Source organism: Streptococcus sp. 3613, assembly GCF_013277375.1.
Classification (GTDB): Bacteria; Bacillota; Bacilli; order Lactobacillales; family Streptococcaceae; genus Streptococcus; species Streptococcus pseudopneumoniae.
Genome location: NZ_VMMV01000072.1, coordinates 13581 through 34721 on the forward strand (window position 1 = coordinate 13581; position 21141 = coordinate 34721).

A 21141-nucleotide genomic window follows, 5' to 3' on the forward strand; every position below is an offset into this window, starting at 1 on the left:
TTTTCATTTTTCTAGTTATTCCCAAACTTCTTCACTCTTTCCTCAGCATACTCAATCATCTTCTCAGCCACTTCTTTATCGTAGTCAAAGCCCATTTTTTGAGCAAGAAATTGAGCTTCTTGGTGGAAAAGTTGCATCGTAGCCAATAAAGACTGAGTAATTTTATCTATACTTGAAAAATCAAGCAAATCTGAGAATTCCTTTTCTTTATCAGTGGGTAAATAGTTAAAAAGATACTTATAATTCTTGCCGACGTCTACTGTTCCCTTATCACTTGCGACCTGCCAAGCCAAGATTTTCAAGAGTTCTTGTTGGCAAATACCATAGAGATGGTCAGTAGCATAGAATACCTGCTTGCGACAAATCCCTTTGACAACGTAGGCTGACACCCACCAAAATTCATTACAGGAATTTTTAAAATCCGTTTCAGTAGCTGGGGTTATCCAGTGACGCTTTGGACTGGGAGAATAGGACTCAAATAAGTCCTTCTCATCTTCCAAAACTATGAATTTCGACTCGCTATCTACCCACTCCTTGATGTTCTCTTTGGGGCAGAGAGTTAAATCAATGCGGTTACCATCTTCAAAGAGCATGAGAAATAGACGACGATGGTCAAGACCAACTTCTTGCTCGATAATGCGTTTCCCAAACTGGTCTAGTCAAGAAAGGTCACTCGTCAGATTATCTAAATCGTCCACGACATAGACCACATCGTAGTCTTGAAATTCATCTGTTTGAACCTTTTGGTTTGTACGTGAACCAGACATGGCGACAGCTTTGACTTGTAAAGTTTTGGCAGTCTGTAAAATCAGATCTAGCATTTCTGTTTCAGTTCTCATGTCAGTACCTTCTCATTCTATAGATTACTAGGTGTCTGCTTCTTCTTACTGGATAGTTTTATACTATAATTCTCCTGTCTGGTAAAGACTATATCCTTCGTAGTGGTATGAAGCATCCACTCCCTTAAAGAAACTGGTCTGACTGAGGTCATCCGTCAAGTTATTGAGAAGTAAATACTTGAGTTCTCCAGTCGATACTGCACTACGCTTCATGGCATTCAGGTATTCATCCTTATCAATAGCGTTCCAATCTACCACCTTACCCAGCTTCTGACGAAGCATACAATCTAACCAAATCCGCATGGCGCGTCCATTCCCCTCACGGAAAGGATGGGCAATATTCATATCCGCATACTTATCAACCACTTGATCAAAATTGTCATGAGGAAGTTTGTCAATATACTGTAAGGATTGCTCCAAAAAAATACGGGGGGCAAATTGAAAGTTATCCTTTGCAATATTAACATCACGGATTTTTCCGGCGAAATCATAGATACCAGAAAAAAGATAGTAGTGAATAGCGGACAGCCCTGCAAATGTCCCAACTTCCATCTTGAACAAGTCTCCTGTCTGAAAAAGCAGGGCGGCTTGTTTTTTTGTCAGTTTTTCTTCTGCATCTGCCAGCTGGGCTGAGTTTGTAATGCCTAGTTTATTTTCCAATACCATATCTTCCCCTTATTAACGCCATTTTGTTATGAAATCATGTTCTATCAAAACCTAAATAAGTTGAAAATCCTAGAAGATAGATCACTCTTGCAACTGCCAATTCACTATCATCTTCAATATTTCCTTCTGCTTTCATAATGATTTCTTCAAAAACAGTATCATTTGGCACGATCTCTGTTCCCATTTTTTCTACTGCCTTCTCAGCTACTGACGGTAAATTCATACACATCTTATAAAAAGCATCTTTTTCACCCGTTACCATGAAATAAAATTGATCCAGGCTAACTCTACGAATAAATTTGTGACCAACTTTTTCCCCGTCAACTTTAGGTTCCCATTTAATATTTTGAGATTGCTTTGAAATCGCTTCGACCAAGAAACAGGCACAATCGTCATCCTTCAATAACTGATTTTGCATCTTGATAAAAGTCTTCCCTGATGATGCAGAATTCATAGTATTGTGCTTATTTTTCATTTCAACATAAATTCTACTTACACGCGAACCATCAGGTAAAGAAATTCCTCCTGGATTCTCGTATATAACATCCCAGCCACCTTCTTTTCCATTATCTGGGACACGACAATTCCTCATATATCTGAAAATAGTTTGATGGAAATAGCCAATATCATTATTATTTGACTTATCTCTTTGGCGAAAAATTTCATTACTAATAATTTCATCCCAAGAACTACGATAAACCGACTTATCAAAAATTAGTTTTACAGGATCTACAATATTCTTATTAAATCGTTTCAAATCAAAAGATTTCAATTTTTCACCATACTTCGAAATAGTATCTTGAACATGTTTTAAAAAATCTTCTTCACTAATAAAATCTAAATCCCAAGTCATAGTTGCTCCAAACTTTCTTTTATTTTTATACCCACTTCATAAGCCAAGTTAACTGGAACAGCATTCCCCACTTGCTTATATTGATTTCCTATGCTCCCTTGGAATATCCAATCATCTGGAAAACTTTGAATGCGAGCATTTTCACGAACTGTAAAAGGACGAGCCTCCAATGGATGGCAACGTTCTGTTTGTTTTTGGGTAGGAGATGTTAAAACTGTTAAAGATGGCTCATCTAAACTCATTCTTCTCAAAATACCTGTCCTGCCCCCAGTCATATCCCAAGTTGACTTCATATACTCTTTTGCAATATCTTCTGGAATATCACGCCAATAGCCACCTGGGGGAACTAATTCAAAAATTTTTCTCTTGTAATCAGAATATTGTGCACCAACACTAGGCGGACTATCTAATAATATATCTCTCAATACTGGCTTATATTCATGTGGTTCTGGATAATCAAACGAAATAATATCAGCTAAGTCATTTCTAACCCCAACCATAATCATACGTTCACGTTTCTGAGCCACTCCATAATCCCAGGCATTTAAAACCTTCCATTTAACCGTGTAACCTTCATCCGAAAAAATATCCATAATAGTTCGAAATGTTTTTCCATGATCATGAGAAACTAGGCCACGTACATTTTCAAAAACAAACATTTTCGGTTGAAGTTTATTTAGAAATATTGCATAGTGGTAGAATAATGTACCTCGAGCATCCTCTAAACCTAAACGTTTCCCAGCATAAGAAAAAGCTTGGCAGGGAGCACCTCCGCTCAACAGTTCTAGTTCTCCCTTTTTTATATTAAAATATTCCTCCAAATCAAGAGATGAAATATTTGCAATATCATCATGAATGACATTCCAACTAGGTCTGTTGTGTTTCAATGTTGCCGCTGCTGCTTTATCAAACTCAATCAAACCAATGGCTTCGAATCCAGCTTTTTCTATTCCAAGTGCCAAACCACCTGCACCTGCAAATAATTCAATAACTCTCACTCTTATTTCCTCTTTAAACTAACTTAAAACACTGTCGCTTCTTCCAACGTAAACTTGACATTATCCTCAATCCACTTACGGCGTGGTTCGACCTTATCGCCCATGAGGACATTGACGCGGCGTTCGGCGCGGGCTAGGTCTTCGATTGTGACACGGATGAGGGTACGAGTTTCTGGGTTCATGGTTGTTTCCCAGAGCTGGTCGGCATTCATCTCTCCAAGCCCCTTGTAGCGTTGGAGTGTTGCTCCTTTACCGAACTGCTTGCGGAGTTCTTCTAGTTCCCCGTCCGTCCATGCGTAAGCTACTTCTTCCTTCTTGCCTTTACCTTTTGACATCTTGTAAAGAGGCGGAAGGGCGATATAGACATGACCTGCCTCGACAAGAGGACGCATATAGCGGTAAAAGAAGGTTAAGAGAAGTGTTTGAATGTGGGCACCGTCAGTATCCGCATCGGTCATGATAATAATCTTGTCATAGTTGGCATCTTCAATAGAGAAATCTGCTCCAACACCTGCACCGATGGTATAAATCATGGTATTGATTTCTTCATTTTTAAGGATATCCGCCATCTTGGCCTTGGCTGTATTGATAACTTTACCTCGAAGGGGCAAGATAGCCTGGAACTTGCGGTCACGACCTTGTTTAGCCGATCCACCGGCAGAATCTCCCTCGACTAGATAGAGTTCGTTCTTAGCAGGATTTTTAGACTGAGCTGGGGTCAATTTCCCAGACAACAAGCCCTTATCTTTCTTATTTTTCTTCCCATTTCGGCTCTCATCACGCGCCTTACGTGCCGCTTCACGAGCATCACGGGCCTTGATAGCCTTGCGAATGAGATTGGAAGCTAGTTCTCCATTTTCCATTAGGAAGAAAGTCAACTTATCCGCCACAATTCCATCCACAACCGGACGAGCTAGTGGACTGCCTAGTTTGTCCTTGGTCTGACCTTCAAACTGCAAATGTTCTTCAGGAACCAAGATAGAAAGAACAGCTGCTAGCCCCTCACGATAGTCTGACCCTTCAAGGTTTTTATCTTTTTCCTTGAGAAGCCCCGTCTTACGCGCATAGTCATTCATAACCTTGGTAATGGCAGACTTGAGTCCTGTCTCATGTGTTCCACCGTCCTTGGTGCGAACGTTATTGACAAAGGACAAGATGTTATCTGAAAAACCATCATTGTACTGGAGGGCAACTTCCACTTGAAAACCATTGTCTTCACCTTCAAAGTAAAGGACTGGCGTCAAGGTTTCCTTGTCTTCGTTTAGATAAGAAACAAAGTCCTGCACCCCATTCTCATAGTGAAATTCAATTGCTTCATCTGTTCGCTCGTCTGTCAAAGACAAGGTCACATTTTTCAAGAGAAAGGCTGACTCATTGAGACGTTCTGAAATGGTATTGTACTTGAAGTCTGTCGTAGAAAAGATCGTCGCATCAGGCATAAATGTAACCTTGGTACCTGTTTTAGACTTAGGTGCTGTACCGATTTTCTTCAAGGTCGTGACAGGTTTTCCCCCATTTTCAAAACGTTGCTTATAGATTGCCCCGTCACGGGTAATTTCAACTTCCAGCCAACTTGAAAGAGCGTTAACAACGGAAGAACCCACCCCGTGGAGACCACCAGATGTCTTGTAGCCACCCTGACCGAATTTTCCTCCGGCATGAAGAATGGTAAAGATAACCTCAACTGTTGGAATCCCCATAGCGTGCATACCCGTCGGCATCCCACGACCATGGTCTTGAACCGTTAAACTGCCATCTTTATTGATGGTCACATCAATACGGTCACCAAATCCAGACAAGGCTTCATCGACAGCATTATCGACGATTTCCCAAACTAGGTGGTGGAGCCCAGCGCCATCGGTCGATCCGATATACATCCCTGGACGTTTACGGACCGCATCCAACCCTTCTAGCACCTGAATGGCATCATCATTATAATTGTTAATATTGATTTCCTTTTTTGACACAAGGAACCTCCTATTCGTTCATCTTTACTATTCTACAGGTTTTCCAAGGATTTTGCAAAATTTTTCTTTCTCCGATGTAACAATTTCAGAAGAGATTCTCTGCCTTTCTTCTTCATTTCATGATATAATAGGAGTATGATTACAATAGTTTTATTAATCCTAGCCTATCTGCTGGGTTCGATTCCGTCTGGTCTCTGGATTGGACAAGTATTCTTTCAAATCAATCTGCGCGAGCATGGTTCTGGTAACACTGGAACGACCAATACTTTCCGCATTTTAGGTAAGAAAGCTGGTATGGCGACCTTTGTCATTGACTTTTTCAAAGGAACACTAGCAACACTTCTTCCGATTATGTTTCATCTACAAGGGGTTTCGCCTCTCATCTTTGGACTTTTGGCTGTTATTGGCCATACCTTTCCTATCTTTGCAGGATTTAAGGGTGGCAAGGCTGTCGCAACCAGTGCGGGAGTGATTTTCGGATTTGCACCTGTCTTCTGTCTCTACCTTGCAGTTGTTTTCTTTGGAACCCTCTATCTTGGTAGTATGATTTCACTATCTAGTGTCACAGCATCTATCGCGGCTGTTATCGGGGTTCTGCTCTTTCCACTTTTTGGTTTTATCCTGAGCAATTATGACCCTCTCCTCATCGCTATTATCCTAGCTCTTGCTAGTTTGATTATCATTCGTCATAAGGACAATATCACACGCATCAAAAATAAAACTGAAAATTTGGTCCCTTGGGGATTAAACCTAACCCATCAAGATCCTAAAAAATAAAACGCCAGTTCTATACTGACGTTTTTTGTATGCTTATTTTGATTTGATATAATTGATACCATCTGCTTTTGGTGCAACTGCTTTTCCAAAGAAGGCTGCCAAGACAAGAATTGTCAAAACATAAGGTGCAATTTGAAGATAAACCGCAGGAACTCCTTGCAGGAATGGCAATTGAGAACCGATAACAGCCAAACTTTGTGAAAGCCCAAAGAAGAGACTAGATAGCATGGCTCCGATTGGATTCCATTTTCCAAAGATCATCGCAGCAAGGGCGATAAATCCAGGTCCAACAATAGTTGTTACTGAGAAGTTAACTGAGATTGATTGAGCATAAATCGCTCCACCAATTCCACCTAGGAAACCTGAAATAATAACCCCTAAATATCTCATCTTGTAGACATTGATTCCCAAAGTATCCGCTGCTTGAGGATGCTCACCGACAGAGCGAAGACGAAGACCAAAGCGGGTCTTGAAGAGGATAAACCAAGCAAGGAATGAGAAGGCAATGGCCAAATAACCAAGTAGACTAGTTGACTTGAAGAAAATATCACCGATAACTGGGATATTTGCCAAGACTGGGAAATCAAAGCGTCCAAAAGTCTGACTTAGGTTGTCGGTTTGTCCTTTGTTATAAAGAACTTTAACCAAGAAAACAGCCAAGGCAGGCGCCATCAAGTTCAATACCGTACCGCTGACAACATGGTCTGCACGGAAATGCACCGTCGCAGCTGCGTGAATGATAGAAAAGATTCCCCCTACCAATCCTGCTACAAGCAAGGATAGCCATGGAGTTGCTGCTCCAAATTGTTCCGCAAATTCAAGGTTAAAGACAACTCCAGAAAAGGCACCCATAACCATAATTCCTTCAAGGCCGACGTTTACCACACCTCCACGTTCAGAGAAAACACCACCGATACTTGTAAAGATGAGGGGTGCTGAGTAAATCAGCATAGAAGACACCAAGAGGGTGAGCAAGGTTGTAATCGACATCTTTACTTACCTCCTTTAACTTGTTTTTTCGGTTTGACAAAGCGTTCGATAAGATAATGAACACTGACAAAGAAGATAATAGAAGCTGTTACAATGCTGACAAGCTCAGATGGTACCTGCGCCGCATTCATACCAGGAGCTCCAACTTGGAGAACACCAAACAGAAAGGCTGCAAAGAGAATACCAATTGGTGAGTTGGCCGCAAGCAGACTAACCGCCATCCCGTTAAATCCAACAGCCAATGACGCCCCCTGAACATAGACATTCTGGAAGGTTCCAAGTCCTTCAACAGCTCCACCAAGACCAGCCAAGGCACCTGAAATAATCATTGAGAGGATAATCGTTCTTTTTGCAGAAATACCAGCATATTCTGAAGCATGTGGATTAAGACCAACCGCACGAATTTCAAAACCAAGGGTTGTTTTCTTGAGCATAAACCAAATGACTGCAACGGCAATGAGAGCAAAGAAAATACCAATATTCATCCGTGAGTTACCAGTCAATTCAGATAACCAAGGTGTCTGATAGGTTGCATTAGCCCCGACACGAATGGTCGAATCTGTACTTTGCATGAATTCTTTAGGGAAGGCATGAATAAAGGCATTCCCTACATACAAGACAATGTAGTTCATCATGATGGTGACGATAACCTCTGACGTCCCTAGATAAGCTCTAAGAATACCCGGAATCGCTCCGACAATCCCACCAGCAATCAAGGCAATCACGATGGTTGCTAGAATCATCAAGGGACGGGGCATAGCTGGATGCGACAGGGCAAACCAACCACTTAAAATCCAACCTGCCAAAGCCTGACCAGGAAGCCCAACGTTAAAGAAACCTGCACGACTGGCAACAGCAAATCCAAGACCAATCAAGACCAAAGGCCCCATTGCACGGAAGATTTCTCCAATCCCACGCAGGCTACCAAAGGCTGTATAGAACAATTCTTCGTAGCCCCAAATAGCATCATAGCCGAAGATCCACATGACAATGGCTCCAAGTAAAATTCCAAGGAAGACAGAGATCAAGGGAACCGAAATTTGTTGTAATTTTTTAGACATCACTCTTCTCCTTTCCCAAGTTTCCACCAGCCATCAAGACACCAAGTTCTTGTTTATTGGTTGTTTCTGGTGACACAATACCTTGAATCTTACCATCATGAATAACGGCAATACGGTCTGAGACGTTTAAAATCTCATCCAATTCAAAGCTGACAACTAGAACAGCCTTACCATTATCACGCTCTTCAATCAAGCGCTTGTGGATATATTCAATGGCACCGACATCCAACCCACGAGTTGGCTGGCTGACGATAAGGAGATCAGGATCACGATCAATTTCACGAGCAATAATTGCTTTTTGTTGATTTCCTCCTGAAAGTGCAGCTGCAGGAACAAATTCACTGGCAGCACGAACATCAAATTCTTCCATTAGCTTTTTAGCATAAGAAGTAATATTTGAATAGTTCAAAATTCCATTTTTACTATGTGGTTCTTTGTAGTAGGTTTGAAGGGCAATATTTTCAGAAATCATCATCTCTAAAATCAAACCATCACGGTGACGGTCTTCTGGAACGTGCCCAACACTTAGCTCTGTAATTTGTCGTGGATGCAAGCCTACAATTGAATCTCCTTTTAGCTCAATGCTACCAGATTCAACCTTGCGAAGACCTGTGATGGCTTGAATCAGTTCAGACTGACCATTTCCATCAATCCCCGCAATTCCAACAATCTCTCCAGCACGAACATCCAAGGACAGATTTTTCACAGCTGGGACACCGCGGTTTTCATTGACCACCAAGTCTGTAATAGACAAGACCACTTCTTTTGGTTGAGAGGCTTGTTTCTCCGTTTTAAAGGAAACAGAACGTCCCACCATCATTTCTGCCAAATCAGCATTGGTAGCCCCTGCAATTTCGACGGTTTCAATTGATTTCCCACGACGGATAACTGTAACGCGGTCAGAAACTGCGCGAATCTCGTCCAACTTGTGGGTGATCAAGATAATTGATTTTCCTTCTTTGACAAGATTTTTCATAATAGCCATCAACTCATCAATTTCTGATGGAGTCAAAACAGCCGTTGGTTCGTCAAAGATAAGGATATCAGCCCCCCGATAAAGGGTTTTTAAAATTTCTACACGTTGTTGGGCTCCGACTGAGATGTCTGCTACCTTGGCAGAAGGGTCAACAGCTAAGCCATAACGTTCAGAAAGAGCCTTGATTTCTTTGCTAGCTCCAGCAATATCTAGTACACCATTTTTAGTCAATTCACTTCCTAAAATGATGTTTTCAGCCACCGTGAAAGCTTCTACCAACATAAAGTGCTGGTGAACCATTCCGATTCCCAAGCCAGCTGCTTTAGATGGTGAATCGAGATTGACAACTTGACCGTTGACCGCGATTTCACCACTAGTTGGTTCAAGAAGTCCTGCTAACATGTTCATGAGCGTGGACTTTCCAGCCCCATTTTCTCCTAAAAGTGCATGAATTTCACCTTTTCGTAGGTGCAGGTTGATGTTGTCGTTGGCAACAAATTCACCAAACACCTTGGTAATATCACGCATCTCAATGACATTTTCGTGTGCCATGTGCTCTTCCTTTCAGAGTCTTATTTTATTTCAATAAAACTTGCTATTTTATCTAGTAGCAAGCTTTACTGAGACAAAATGACTTTGTCTCAACTCTTAAAAAAGCGGCCGAGGGCCGCTTCCTAAGAAATGACTTCCATCCATTATTTTGCAGGAACTTTTACGCTTCCATCAAGGATTTTAGCTTTAGCATCTTCGACAGCTTTTTTACCTTCTTCTGAAAGGTTTGTTACTGCCAAGTCAACCCCTTTATCTTTCAATGAGTAAACGATCACTTGACCGCCAGGGAATTCACCTTTTTCTGCCTTGTTAGAAATATCTTTTACAGTTGTACCAACTTGTTTCAAAGTAGATACAAGAACAAAGTTTGATTCTTTACCATCTTTAGAAGTGTATTTTCCTTCTGCTTCTTGGTCACGGTCAACACCGATAACCCAAACTTTTTCATTTTCAGGACGACTTTCGTTAAGTGATTTTGCTTCTGCAAAGACACCTGCACCTGTACCACCAGCTACTTGGTAAACAACGTCTGCACCAGCTGCGTATTGTGCTGCTGCAATTGTTTTACCTTTGGCATTATCACCAAATGAACCAGCATAGTCAACTTGTACTTTGATAGATGAATCTACTGAGGCAACACCTGCCTTGAAACCAGCTTCAAAACGAGAGATAACTTCTGACTCAATGCCACCTACAAAACCAACTTGTTTTGTCTTAGTTGTTTTAGCTGCTGCAACACCTGCAAGGTAAGCAGATTCATTATCAGCAAATGTTACGCTCACAACATTATTCTTTTGGTCTTTAATCACATCATCAATCAAGACATAGTTCAAGTCAGAGTGCTCTTTTGCTGCTTCTTCAACTGCATTGTGAAGGGCAAAACCAACACCAAAGATTAGGTTATAGCTTCCAGCCGCTTGTTGCAAGTTGTTAGCGTAGTCAGCTTCACTTGTTGATTGGAAGTAAGTGAAACCGTTATCTTTTGAAAGATTGTGTTCTTTACCCCAAGCCTGCAAACCTTCCCAAGCTGATTGGTTGAATGATTTGTCATCAACACCACCAGTATCAGTGACGATTGCTGCTTTTGTCTTCACATCAGAAGATGAATCTGCCTTACGAGAAGAGCGATTACCACATGCAGCAAGTCCAACTGCTGCCACTGCTACTAGGCCAAGACCTAGCCATTGTTTCTTGTTCATTACTGAACCTCCTAAATAAGATGTGCAACGATGTTGCAAGTATGGATTGGTTGGCCACAAGGACCGTGCCACTCAAAGAGCGACTCAGACTAATTTAAGTCTGTAAAAGAATATGGAAGTAATTCCCCGACCGTCATCTCGACCGTCGATTTATCTTTTGCGACTAAGGTCACTTTTAGATCTTGTTCAAAAAATTCGACCATTACTTGGCGACAAGCACCACATGGTGAGATTGGTTTTTCAGTTTGACCATAAACAATCAGCTCTGAAAATTCTCTTTGTCCTTCAGATACAGCCTTAAAAATGGCTGTTCTCTCACCGCAATTGGTCAAAGGATAGCTAGCATTTTCGATATTCACTCCCGTGTAAACACTTCCGTCTTTGGCTACTAAAACTGCTCCGATAGGAAAGTGAGAATAGGGGACATAGGCATGTTTGCTGGTTTCAATTGCCAGTTCAATCAACTCAGTAGTCGCCATCTGCCAATTCTCCTTTTAAAATGGCTACTCCAGCTGACGTTCCAATACGAGTCGCCCCTGCTTCAACAAAGGCAAGAGCATCCTCATAAGAACGAGCTCCACCAGCAGCCTTGACACCCATATCAGGTCCAACTGTTTCACGCATCAATTGAACATCTGCTATCGTAGCGCCACCAGTTGAAAAGCCAGTTGAAGTTTTTACGAAGTCAGCTCCAGCTTTTTGGGATAATTGGCAAGCCACAACCTTTTCATCGTCAGTCAACAAGCACGCTTCAATAATGACTTTCACTAACTTGTCACCACTTGCTTCCACTACTGCACGAATATCTGACTCTACCAAGGCTAAATTATCTGACTTGAGAGCTCCAACATTGATTACCATGTCAATCTCGTCAGCCCCATTTTGGATAGCTTCTTTTGTTTCAAATGCTTTCACAGCTGAAGTGGTTGCTCCCAAAGGGAAACCTACTACTGTACAGACCTTGACATCTGTGCCTTCAAGCCCTTTTTTAGCATATTTAACCCAGGTCGGATTGACGCAAACACTGGCAAAATCATACTCTCTAGCCTCAGACAACAAACAATCAATTTGATTTTCTGTTGCATCTTGTTTTAAAAGCGTATGATCGATATATTTATTTAATTTCATATTCGGATTCTCCTGCGGTTTATTAGATAATTTCTATGATTTCTCGTAAACTTTGCACCCTATCATTTATTTTAACATATTTTTGAAAATCTGTAACTAGCTGAGGAGAAATTTTTCCATTTGTGTATACTTTTGCAACAATTTCTCCCTTTTGAACGGAATCTCCAACTTTCTTTTCAAAAACAATTCCTGTTTCATAGTCCAAATCATCAGTCTTGACTGCACGGCCTGCCCCCAGTCTCATAGCATAAAGCCCAAATTCCATAGCTGGAAGAGCTGAAATGACACCCGTTTCCTGAGCAGGAATTTCCACCACATGGGCAACATTGACAGGACGGTAGAGGTCTTCCAAGTCCCCACCTTGGGCTTGAACCATCTCCTCAAACTTAGCCAGCGCTTGGCCATTTTCAAGATGTTGTAGAACTTCTTCAACTGTTTTATTTATATTTGCCAAACCAAGCATAATTTGAGCCAATTCACAGATAAAGTGGGTAATATCCTGACGTCCTTGACCTTGTAAAATCTCCAATGCTTCAAGGATTTCCAGACGATTTCCAATCGCTCGTCCCAAGGGCTGGCTCATATCCGTAATCACCGCTACTGTCTTCCGGCCAACAGCCTTACCAAGTTCCACCATGGTTTGAGCCAACTCACGCGCCTCATCAACCGTCTTCATGAAGGCGCCCTCACCGACAGTTACGTCTAGCAAAATAGCATCCGCTCCTGCCGCGATTTTCTTGCTCATCACCGAACTCGCAATCAAAGGAATCGTGTCGACAGTTGCGGTCACATCACGGAGGGCGTAGAGAAGTTTATCTGCTTTAACCAGCTGGTCTGATTGCCCAATGACAGATACACCAATATCCTGAACCTGACGAATAAAATCCTCTTGACTGCGCTCGACTTGATAGCCTTTAATGGACTCCAATTTATCAATTGTCCCACCAGTATGACCAAGGCCACGACCACTCATTTTTGCCACAGGCACACCAAAGCTAGCAACAAGAGGAGCTAAAATCAAGGTTACCTTATCGCCGACACCACCAGTAGAATGCTTGTCAACTTTCACACCATCAATGGCAGACAGGTCAAACTCTTGCCCTGTCTTGACCATCTTCATGGTCAAATCAGATATTTCTCGAGTCGTCATTCCTTTAAAATAAACAGCCATAGCAAAGGCAGACATCTGATAATCAGGAACAGTTCCTGATACATAGCCTTCTATCAGCCATTCAATTTCACTTGAAGTCAGTTCTTGACCGTCTCGTTTTTTTTGGATTAAATCAACTGCTCTCATTCTTTCACACTTCTAAGGATATAGTATCCCTTATCTTTTTTAAGGATTTCACAATTGCCAAACACATCTTCCATCTTAGACTTGGCACTTGGAGCCCCTTGTTTTTTCTGGATGACGATGGTCAAATCTCCACCAATTTCCAAGAAATCTTTACTTTTCTCGATAATTTCATGAACGACTTTTTTTCCAGCACGAATAGGGGGATTGGAAATGACATGTTCAAATTTCCCTTCAACTTGTTCATAGATGTTGGACTGGAAAATCGTCGCTTCTACTTTATTTCGTTCAGCATTTTGTCGCGCCAAACCCAAGGCACGATTATTGATATCGACCATGGTAGCCTGAACGCCATAAGCCTTAGCTAAAGACAAGCCCAAAGGTCCGTAACCACAGCCTACATCAAGGACAGTTTCTCCTTGGTTGACCTCCAGACACTTGAGCAAAAGCTGACTTCCGAAGTCAACCATCTTCTTGCTAAAAACACCTGCATCCGTCAGAAAGGTCATTTTTTCTCCCAACAATTCTACTCTCAACTCATGAATGTCGTGAGCAGCGTCAGGATTTTCTGCATAGTACATTTTATTCATAACCCTATTCTATCATATTTTGGATCGAATTGTAAATCGTTTACATATCCAAAATAAAACAAAAAGATTGAAGGAAGGTGCGTTACAATAGCTCCCCTTCAATCTCTTTCAACTTTTATAAGCAACTTGTATTTCATCTAGGACTACAGCTATCATTGCCATGATAAAACAACAAATTTATTGTCTATAATCAAGCGCATTTTTATTACTATTGCTTAACCTTCAGATACTTAATTATCAACAAAATTCCCAACAAAATATTTAGATAAAAGCCCAATTGATACGTTTGTGTCAGGATTTCCAAACTTGTCCAAAGTCGTATCAAATCTTCTAGTGACATGCGGAAGAAATAACCCTCTGTCGCAATCCATAGAACTAAAAAGCAATAACTACCAGCAGCAAGCCATTTCGCCCATCGTTTTTTTAGGAAGAAAGCAATCAAAAGCGAACAGATAAAGACAGCTGTTACAATGGCATGTTCCATCAAAAAAGTAAAACCGTAATAGATTTCCACAAAGCGTCTACCATTATCCGCATTGACTCCTTTTATAAAAGGTAAGGCAAAACTTAAAATAAAACAGAGTTCCAATAGGTAACGTTTCAAGATTTTCATAGTACACCTCCTATAAGTTATAAACCCCAAAGCCCCCCTTTATAGCTGATAAGTCAGTAGAAAGCAGCTCCTACTTCATCAATAAATTGTTCATCCTCTATCTACTTATATTATATACTATTGACTTACCACATTCAAGAAACCGCTTTATTTTTTTAACTTTTTATGGTATGATAGACAAAATATCTAGGGGAAAACAAATGACCAACGAATTTTTACATTTTGAAAAAATCAGTCGCCAGACTTGGCAATCTTTACATCGAAAGACGACACCTCCTTTGACAGAAGAGGAATTAGAATCCATCAAGAGTTTTAATGACCAGATTAGCTTGCAGGATGTTACCGATGTCTATCTCCCCCTAGCCCATCTCATCCAGATTTACAAGCGTACCAAGGATGATTTGGCCTTTTCAAAAGGGATTTTCCTTCAACGTGAAAGCAAATCCCAGCCTTTTATCATTGGGGTTTCTGGGAGTGTTGCCGTTGGAAAATCCACAACCAGTCGCCTACTTCAAATCCTACTGTCCCGTACACTTACAGATGCTAGGGTTGAGTTGGTAACAACTGACGGCTTTCTCTATCCCAACCAGACCTTGATTGAACAAGGGATTTTAAATCGTAAGGGATTTCCTGAAAGCTATGATATGGAAGCTCTTCTCAACTTCTTGGACTGCATCAAAAATGGACAAGATGTGGATATTCCTGTCTACTCTCATGAAGTCTATGACATCGTCCCTGAAGCAAAACAACGAGTAAAAGCTGCTGACTTTGTGATTGTCGAGGGGATTAACGTCTTTCAAAATCCACAAAACGAGCGTCTCTATATTACTGACTTCTTTGACTTTTCCATCTATGTTGATGCTTCAGTTGATGACATCGAGAGTTGGTATCTAGACCGTTTCTTGAAAATCCTGAGCCTAGCCCAAAACGACCCTGATAGCTACTATTATCGTTTTACACAAATGCCGATTGGGGAAGTGGAATCCTTTGCCCATCAGGTCTGGACCAGTATCAATCTCACAAATCTACAAAATTATATTGAACCAACTAGAAATCGTGCAGAAGTGATTCTTCATAAAACAAAGAACCATGAAATCGATGAAATTTACTTAAAAAAATAATTTTCCCTTGTCAAAACGTAAGTTTTCAGATATAATGGTATAGTTAGTAAATATGGAGGTAAGAACATTGGCAAACATTAAATCAGCTATCAAACGCGCTGAATTGAACGTTAAACAAAACGAAAAGAACTCAGCTCAAAAATCAGCTATGCGTACTGCTATCAAAGCTTTCGAAGCAAACCCATCTGAAGAACTTTTCCGTGCTGCTAGCTCAGCTATCGATAAAGCAGAAACTAAAGGTTTGATTCACAAAAACAAAGCAAGCCGCGATAAAGCTCGTCTTTCAGCTAAACTTGCTAAATAAGAAACAGTCCATAGAGGCTGTTTTTTTGTCTCCAAATAGGAAAAGGTAGAAAATGAAAATTGCAATTATCGGATATTCTGGTGCTGGTAAGTCAACGCTAGCTGAAAAGTTATCTCTCTACTACTCCATCCCAAAACTTCATATGGACACACTCCAATTTCAACCTGGTTGGCAAGACAGTGACCGTGATTGGATGTTAACCGAGATGAAAAATTTTCTCACCAAGCATGAAGCTTGGGTCATCGATGGTAATTATTCTTGGTGTTATTACGAAGAAAGAATGCAGGAAGCTAACCAAATCATCTTTTTAAACTTCTCTGCTTGGAATTGTTTGCTAAGAGCCTTTAAGCGCTATTTAAAATACAGAGGAAAAGTGAGAGAAAGCATGGCTAAGGGATGCCCCGAGCAATTCAACTGGGAATTTATTCGTTGGATTCTCTGGGATGGTCGAACAAAAAATGCTAAGGATAGATACCAATATTTAAACAATACTTACCCAGAAAAGATGCGTATTCTCCATTCTCAAGCAGAGATTGATTGTTTTTTGCAATCTCTTAAAAAATAGACGGTAGAGCAACATTTCATTAAGGTCACAGTATGGACTGAATGACTAAAAAAGGAAGATTTTCATCCAGAAAGTCTTCCTTTTGTGTTCTCTTTTATTCAGCAATCAAGGTTTCTAATCCAACCTTCATCATATCGGTGAAGGTATTTTGACGTTCTTCTGCAGTCGTGTCCTCATCTGGATTAACCAAGCTATCAGAGATTGTCATAATAGCTAGCGCGTCAACATGGTGTTGGGCTGCCAGATAGTAAAGTGCTGCTGCTTCCATTTCCACAGCCTTGACTCCCCATTTACCAAGCTCGATGTTCTTTTCAAAGTAGTTTGAATAAAAGACATCAGATGACAAAACGTTCCCAACGTGGGTTGTCATACCGAGATTTTTGGCAATATGATAAGCCTTATCTAGCAAATCAAAGCTAGCGATTTGTGGGAAATCGTACTGTGGCCAGTCATTGCGGATGATGTTAGAGTTGGTTGCAGCTGCCTGCGCCAAAACCAATTCACGTACGTGGACATCTGCATTCAAAGATCCTGCAGTTCCCACACGAATCAATTTTTTCACTCCGTAGTCAACAATTAACTCACGCGCATAAATCGAAATAGATGGCATTCCCATCCCAGTTCCCATAACAGATACACGGTGACCCTTGTAAGTACCAGTGTAACCAAACATGTTACGCACTTCGTTAAAACAAACAGCATCTTCAAGGAAATTCTCCGCAATAAATTTCGCACGAAGAGGATCCCCTGGAAGAAGAATTTTATCAGCAATTTCACCCTGCTGAGCAGCAATATGGATAGACATAATTTATGATACAAAGAGCGACAAGAAAACGACTGAAAATTAGGAATCTGACGAGAAATCCTGATTTTTCAGTCAGATTATCTATTTTCCAAGTTTTCCGCTCGTGTTCAAATCAGAACACACGCTCTACCTTTCTTTATTTTATATTGAGAAAGATACCAAACCCGTCAAAAAGCAAAGGGAAAATAGGAGTTGGGCGCAGTGAGCGATGCTCGCTAGACCAACTATCTTTTTCCCACTGCTTTTAGGGTGGGGTCAATTCCTTTCTTAATTTTGATGATATTGAGAAGATTAGAACGGCTTCAATTCAAACCCGAACTCCCCTTCTCTTCTGAGTTTTTAGAAAAGTTTTCCGCTCGTGTTCAAATCAAAACACGCGCTCTACCTTTCTTTTTTATATTTTATATTGAGAAAGATACCAAACCCGTTAAAAAGCCAAAGGGAAAATAGGAGTGGGGCGCAGTGAGCGATGCTCGCTAGACCAACTATCTTTTTCCCACTGCTTTTATGATGGGTTCAATTCCTTTCTTTCTTAATTTTGATAATATTGAGAAGAGTAGATCGGATTCAATTCAAACCCGAACTCCCCTTCCTTTCTAAGTTTTTAGAAAAGTTTTTCCGCTCATGTTCAAATTAGAACACCTCACTATACCTTTCTGTTTAATTTTGTTCTCTCACAGATAGCTACCTGAGTTCTATTCAAGCTCAGGTAGTACTTTCTTATAAACTAAATCATCTCATTCTTGAATAGTAGGATTTTTTACAAGACATCGTCATCAGAAATCTTAGAATTTAATGTTGTTCCCCAATGGGTAATTTTACGGTGGGGTTGAGCTAAAATTGGTCTGTTTTCATAGATTGTTTGCCATCTATTCCATAGTAGACCTGTCTTTTTCTCAATCTTAATTCGCAGATTTCTCATGTTTCCTTTGATTGGGAGGTTGAGGACAAAACCTGCAGTCTGGTTGCGACCGTTTCCTTCCCAAGAACGACTACGAACAACTTGGTTTCCATCTTTGTCTACTGTAACTTCTTCCCAAGTTATAGAGTAGCGGGCAATATAAGCTCCACTATGTTGAATTGTCAATGTTTTGTCTTTCACAGGCGTTTGACTGATTGGTTGAACTGGCTTAGAAACTTGTGTCGCCGTCTCACCATTCGTAGCGATAAAGCGGAAAACTTCTACTTCTGCAAGACTGAGGGCTTGATTGTTCTTACGTAGTTGCACACGAACACGGCGTCCCAATTTCCCATTTAATTGAACATCCAAGCTCGTTCCGTCAAGTTTAGCAACATACTGTCTAGCAACTTCTTTCCCTTTTTCATCATATAAAATCACATCAAAGTCTGACAGACGTTTAGAAAGCTCTCCATCCCCACGGTTATGAAGGCGAACAAGTCCTACCTGTTCTGTACGACCTAAATCAACTTCCCACCAAGGCTGGTTTTCAAATTTTGTATGGGTAATTGATTGCTGGCTATAACTACTATTGGTATTGCCATCCAAGGCACGACTAGCATCTCCACCAAAATCAGTAGAACTTTGCTTAGCTTGTTTTTTCCAAGCGATATTCTCAGCACGATATACTTGGACTTCTGCAAGACTGAGGGCATTATAGCCTTCTAGCTCAATCCGAACATAGCGCGCTTTTTTATGGTTAATCGCAATTTGTGCTGACACATCTTTAAGAGATGTTATTCGTTTTCTCTCAATTTCTTTACCAGAACTGTCTAACAGAATGACATCAAAGTTTGCCAATCTATCCTGGGCAGTGTCTGTTCGGTTGTAAATATTGATTTGGCGAATGGTTTCTTCTTTAGCCAAATCTACTTGCCACCAAGGCTTAGATTGGAAGTTGGTATGAGTGACAGAATTGTGACCATAGTTACCATCAACTTTGCCATCCACAGCTCTTCTAGCATCTCCTTCGAAAGCTGTCGAACTTTGAGTAACCTGTTTCCCTAAGGTAATATTTTCCATTGGTTCCGCGCTTGGTTGACTAGAAGATTGGGGCAGAGCCTGTTTCTTAAAGAATCGCACTTTATCCAATTTTGGATCACGATAACCATGTTTATCCAAGGTAGTTCGTTTACCAATATTAAAGTTAGGAATATCATTCATTCGACTTTCAAAATAGCCACGAGAACGGTGTTTAAAGCGTGAATTACCTGTAAATGTAACAATATCACGATCGTTATGAATCAAGGGAGTCACAACATTATCATTATCAACCACATAATGCTTAATTTTTCCACTAACAGCTAATTTACGGCTTTCCAAACCAACATCCCAGAAATCATTCTCAGCATTCCAAACCGCTCTGGAAGTAATCACTTTAGGCGCACTGAAAGTCGTCACTTTTCGCAATACATGGTTATAAAAATCAGGATATTTTTGGTAAGCTTCAACCGCTGCAATCTGAGCTAGGTAGCCTCCAAGAGAATGGCCTGTCATATACAACTTGGTAATACTTGTATCCTTGGCTAATTCCCCAACAACCTTGCGGATATCATCCGCTTGCGCTGGTTTATTTCCTCCTAACAAAACAAAATCTGCACTTAAATCTTTTGCATCATTCCGTCTTGTTCCACGTATAGCCAACATGTGCACCGTTCCATCTTTGAGATAAGGAAGGTCGCTCTTGGTCTCAAATAAGAAAGCATCCAAGCCACTATCTGTATGATAGGCTTTTTTCATCTTCCAGAAAGAAGCCAATTCATTGTGCATGAGTTTGTATTCTTGACGGTCAAGATAGAGACTAGGGAAAGGATTCTTATGATCTAAAATTTTCTCAATATAATCATCGTCTCGATAGGCTAACTCCATAAAGAGAAGAGAATCACGGTCTGTGACATACCATTCTTTCTTATTGTCATCTTCTCCATCTGCCAAACCATCCCCATCACTGTCTGCTAGCAAGGGATGACTGTTATATCCTAGATAATCCTTACCATCTTTGTTGTACACATAAAGTTCATCTTTGTTTTTGATGCCATCTTGGTCATCATCCCCTTCCAAATCAAGAACTTTTTCACCGTAGAGAGATTCATCAATCAAATCATTTTCTAAATGCAATTCCCCTTTGGAAATCTTCACCAAATCTTCTGCTGTTAGAGAACGAGTATTTGTTGGTTTTTCTGTCACAGCTTCTTCTTTAGTTTCTTCTACAGGAGCAAGAATAGGTAAGTATTGAGCTGGCTCGGTTATCTCTACTTTTGACTCTTCCCTTTTGTTTTCAAGAACTTCACTTGCTTCCGGAAGCGTTTGAGGAGCTAGTCTTGACTCCTCTGTAAGAGGAGTTTCTAGTTTTGGAGCAACATTTTCCGGCTCTCTCAATTCCTCCTTAGAATCTAGCACTCTTGTTGCCACTTCAGATGTTACATCTTGCTTTAGTTCATTGGCTGAAATTCCAGCTGGAGCTAGAAATGCGAAGCCGACTGCAACAGATACAACTCCGATACTTAATTTTTTTATGCCAAAGCGCATAATTCGTTGACCAATTTTCATTATTTCTTATCTTTCTTTTCGTTTATTTATAAGCAGACTCAAACTAAATCTCCTTGTCCCCTATCTAGGACAAGACTGAGAAATTCAGAAAGTAATACTCTTCGAAAATCTCTTCAAACCACGTCAGCGTCGCCTGACCGTAGATATGGTCACTGACTTCGTCAGTCTTATCTACAACCTCAAAACTGTGTTTTGAGCAACCTGCGGCTAGCTTCCTAGTTTGCTCTTTGATTTTCATTGAGTATAAATTCATTCTTATCTCTTCTTATCATACTAGTCTGCTTGGCTAGGAAGCTAATGCTAGTATCCTAGAATCTTGTCTTTCACAATGCTAA

The 21141-nt window shown here is 40.7% G+C and carries 20 protein-coding genes and 2 pseudogenes; 4 read left to right on the forward strand and 18 right to left on the reverse strand.

The genetic code is table 11. From position 1 onward, the window contains the following. Positions 1-11: 11 nt before the first annotated feature. From HT708_RS08635 to parE, 5 genes and pseudogenes are all read right to left on the reverse strand, one after another. Positions 12-839, reverse strand: a pseudogene (locus tag HT708_RS08635) (aminoglycoside 6-adenylyltransferase). 63 nt (positions 840-902) lie between these two features. Beyond that, on the reverse strand, positions 903-1505 hold the full coding sequence (locus tag HT708_RS08640) for a Fic family protein (protein ID WP_172926268.1): 603 nt from the start codon (positions 1503-1505) through the stop codon (positions 903-905). Positions 1506-1539: 34 nt separating this feature from the next. After that, on the reverse strand, positions 1540-2358 hold the full coding sequence (locus HT708_RS08645; protein ID WP_112443538.1) for an Eco47II family restriction endonuclease: 819 nt from the start codon (positions 2356-2358) through the stop codon (positions 1540-1542). Beyond that, positions 2355-3356 carry a DNA cytosine methyltransferase gene (locus tag HT708_RS08650; RefSeq protein WP_050207868.1) on the reverse strand — a complete coding sequence of 334 codons (1002 nt, stop codon included), beginning with the start codon at positions 3354-3356 and terminating at the stop codon, positions 2355-2357. The genes HT708_RS08645 and HT708_RS08650 overlap by 4 nt, the downstream gene beginning before the upstream one ends. A 23-nt stretch (positions 3357-3379) precedes the next feature. Beyond that, a complete protein-coding gene (parE, locus tag HT708_RS08655) occupies positions 3380-5323 on the reverse strand; it encodes a DNA topoisomerase IV subunit B (RefSeq protein ID WP_172926269.1) in 1944 nt (647 codons plus the stop codon). A gap of 135 nt (positions 5324-5458) precedes the next feature. On the opposite strand from parE, the gene plsY reads away from it, so the two are divergent. Then, positions 5459-6100 (forward strand): glycerol-3-phosphate 1-O-acyltransferase PlsY, encoded by a 642-nt coding sequence (gene plsY, locus HT708_RS08660; protein ID WP_023940961.1) that lies wholly within the window; start codon positions 5459-5461, stop codon positions 6098-6100. Between the two features lie 33 nt (positions 6101-6133). On the opposite strand, the gene HT708_RS08665 is transcribed toward plsY, so the two are convergent. The 9 genes from HT708_RS08665 to HT708_RS08705 all read right to left on the reverse strand — a co-directional run bounded on the left by HT708_RS08665 (position 6134) and on the right by HT708_RS08705 (position 14503). After that, entirely contained in the window at positions 6134-7090 is a 957-nt protein-coding gene (locus tag HT708_RS08665; RefSeq protein WP_023940960.1) for an ABC transporter permease, read from the reverse strand. A gap of 2 nt (positions 7091-7092) precedes the next feature. Then, positions 7093-8151, reverse strand: a complete 1059-nt coding sequence (locus tag HT708_RS08670; protein WP_172926270.1) for an ABC transporter permease — start codon at positions 8149-8151, stop codon at positions 7093-7095. Further along, the gene (locus tag HT708_RS08675) at positions 8144-9679 is read right to left on the reverse strand and encodes an ABC transporter ATP-binding protein (RefSeq protein WP_000929841.1); all 1536 of its coding nucleotides are present in this window, start codon (positions 9677-9679) and stop codon (positions 8144-8146) included. The genes HT708_RS08670 and HT708_RS08675 overlap by 8 nt, the downstream gene beginning before the upstream one ends. A 143-nt stretch (positions 9680-9822) precedes the next feature. Continuing rightward, positions 9823-10878 (reverse strand): BMP family protein, encoded by a 1056-nt coding sequence (locus HT708_RS08680; RefSeq protein ID WP_023932825.1) that lies wholly within the window; start codon positions 10876-10878, stop codon positions 9823-9825. Between the two features lie 89 nt (positions 10879-10967). Beyond that, positions 10968-11357 (reverse strand): cytidine deaminase, encoded by a 390-nt coding sequence (locus HT708_RS08685; protein WP_000246089.1) that lies wholly within the window; start codon positions 11355-11357, stop codon positions 10968-10970. Further along, positions 11344-12006: a deoxyribose-phosphate aldolase gene (deoC, locus tag HT708_RS08690; RefSeq protein ID WP_050089587.1), complete on the reverse strand. Its 663-nt coding sequence runs from the start codon at positions 12004-12006 to the stop codon at positions 11344-11346. The genes HT708_RS08685 and deoC overlap by 14 nt, the downstream gene beginning before the upstream one ends. Positions 12007-12028: 22 nt before the next feature. Beyond that, positions 12029-13303 carry a pyrimidine-nucleoside phosphorylase gene (locus tag HT708_RS08695; protein WP_050089590.1) on the reverse strand — a complete coding sequence of 425 codons (1275 nt, stop codon included), beginning with the start codon at positions 13301-13303 and terminating at the stop codon, positions 12029-12031. Next, positions 13300-13890: a class I SAM-dependent methyltransferase gene (locus HT708_RS08700; RefSeq protein WP_078374311.1), complete on the reverse strand. Its 591-nt coding sequence runs from the start codon at positions 13888-13890 to the stop codon at positions 13300-13302. Before HT708_RS08700 ends, HT708_RS08695 begins: the two co-directional genes overlap by 4 nt. A gap of 208 nt (positions 13891-14098) precedes the next feature. Continuing rightward, positions 14099-14503: a hypothetical protein gene (locus tag HT708_RS08705; RefSeq protein ID WP_050207875.1), complete on the reverse strand. Its 405-nt coding sequence runs from the start codon at positions 14501-14503 to the stop codon at positions 14099-14101. A gap of 200 nt (positions 14504-14703) precedes the next feature. On the opposite strand from HT708_RS08705, the gene coaA reads away from it, so the two are divergent. From coaA to HT708_RS08720, 3 genes are all read left to right on the forward strand, one after another. Continuing rightward, on the forward strand, positions 14704-15624 hold the full coding sequence (gene coaA / locus HT708_RS08710; protein WP_050207876.1) for a type I pantothenate kinase: 921 nt from the start codon (positions 14704-14706) through the stop codon (positions 15622-15624). A gap of 67 nt (positions 15625-15691) precedes the next feature. Further along, positions 15692-15928 (forward strand): 30S ribosomal protein S20, encoded by a 237-nt coding sequence (rpsT, locus tag HT708_RS08715; protein ID WP_001274000.1) that lies wholly within the window; start codon positions 15692-15694, stop codon positions 15926-15928. Positions 15929-15980: 52 nt separating this feature from the next. Continuing rightward, positions 15981-16493: a DNA topology modulation protein gene (locus tag HT708_RS08720; RefSeq protein ID WP_000684199.1), complete on the forward strand. Its 513-nt coding sequence runs from the start codon at positions 15981-15983 to the stop codon at positions 16491-16493. A 94-nt stretch (positions 16494-16587) separates the two neighbouring features. On the opposite strand, the gene deoD is transcribed toward HT708_RS08720, so the two are convergent. The 4 genes and pseudogenes from deoD to HT708_RS11930 all read right to left on the reverse strand — a co-directional run bounded on the left by deoD (position 16588) and on the right by HT708_RS11930 (position 21059). Next, positions 16588-17298 carry a purine-nucleoside phosphorylase gene (gene deoD, locus HT708_RS08725; protein WP_000022090.1) on the reverse strand — a complete coding sequence of 237 codons (711 nt, stop codon included), beginning with the start codon at positions 17296-17298 and terminating at the stop codon, positions 16588-16590. Positions 17299-18058: 760 nt separating this feature from the next. Beyond that, a complete protein-coding gene (locus tag HT708_RS12350; RefSeq protein WP_283225753.1) occupies positions 18059-18979 on the reverse strand; it encodes a thiol-activated cytolysin C-terminal domain-containing protein in 921 nt (306 codons plus the stop codon). Beyond that, positions 18971-20806: pseudogene (locus tag HT708_RS12195) on the reverse strand (discoidin domain-containing protein); the annotation flags it as partial. The pseudogene HT708_RS12195 and the gene HT708_RS12350, both read right to left, overlap by 9 nt. 64 nt (positions 20807-20870) lie before the next feature. Beyond that, positions 20871-21059 (reverse strand): hypothetical protein, encoded by a 189-nt coding sequence (locus HT708_RS11930; RefSeq protein ID WP_001055454.1) that lies wholly within the window; start codon positions 21057-21059, stop codon positions 20871-20873. Between the last annotated feature and the right edge of the window lie 82 nt (positions 21060-21141).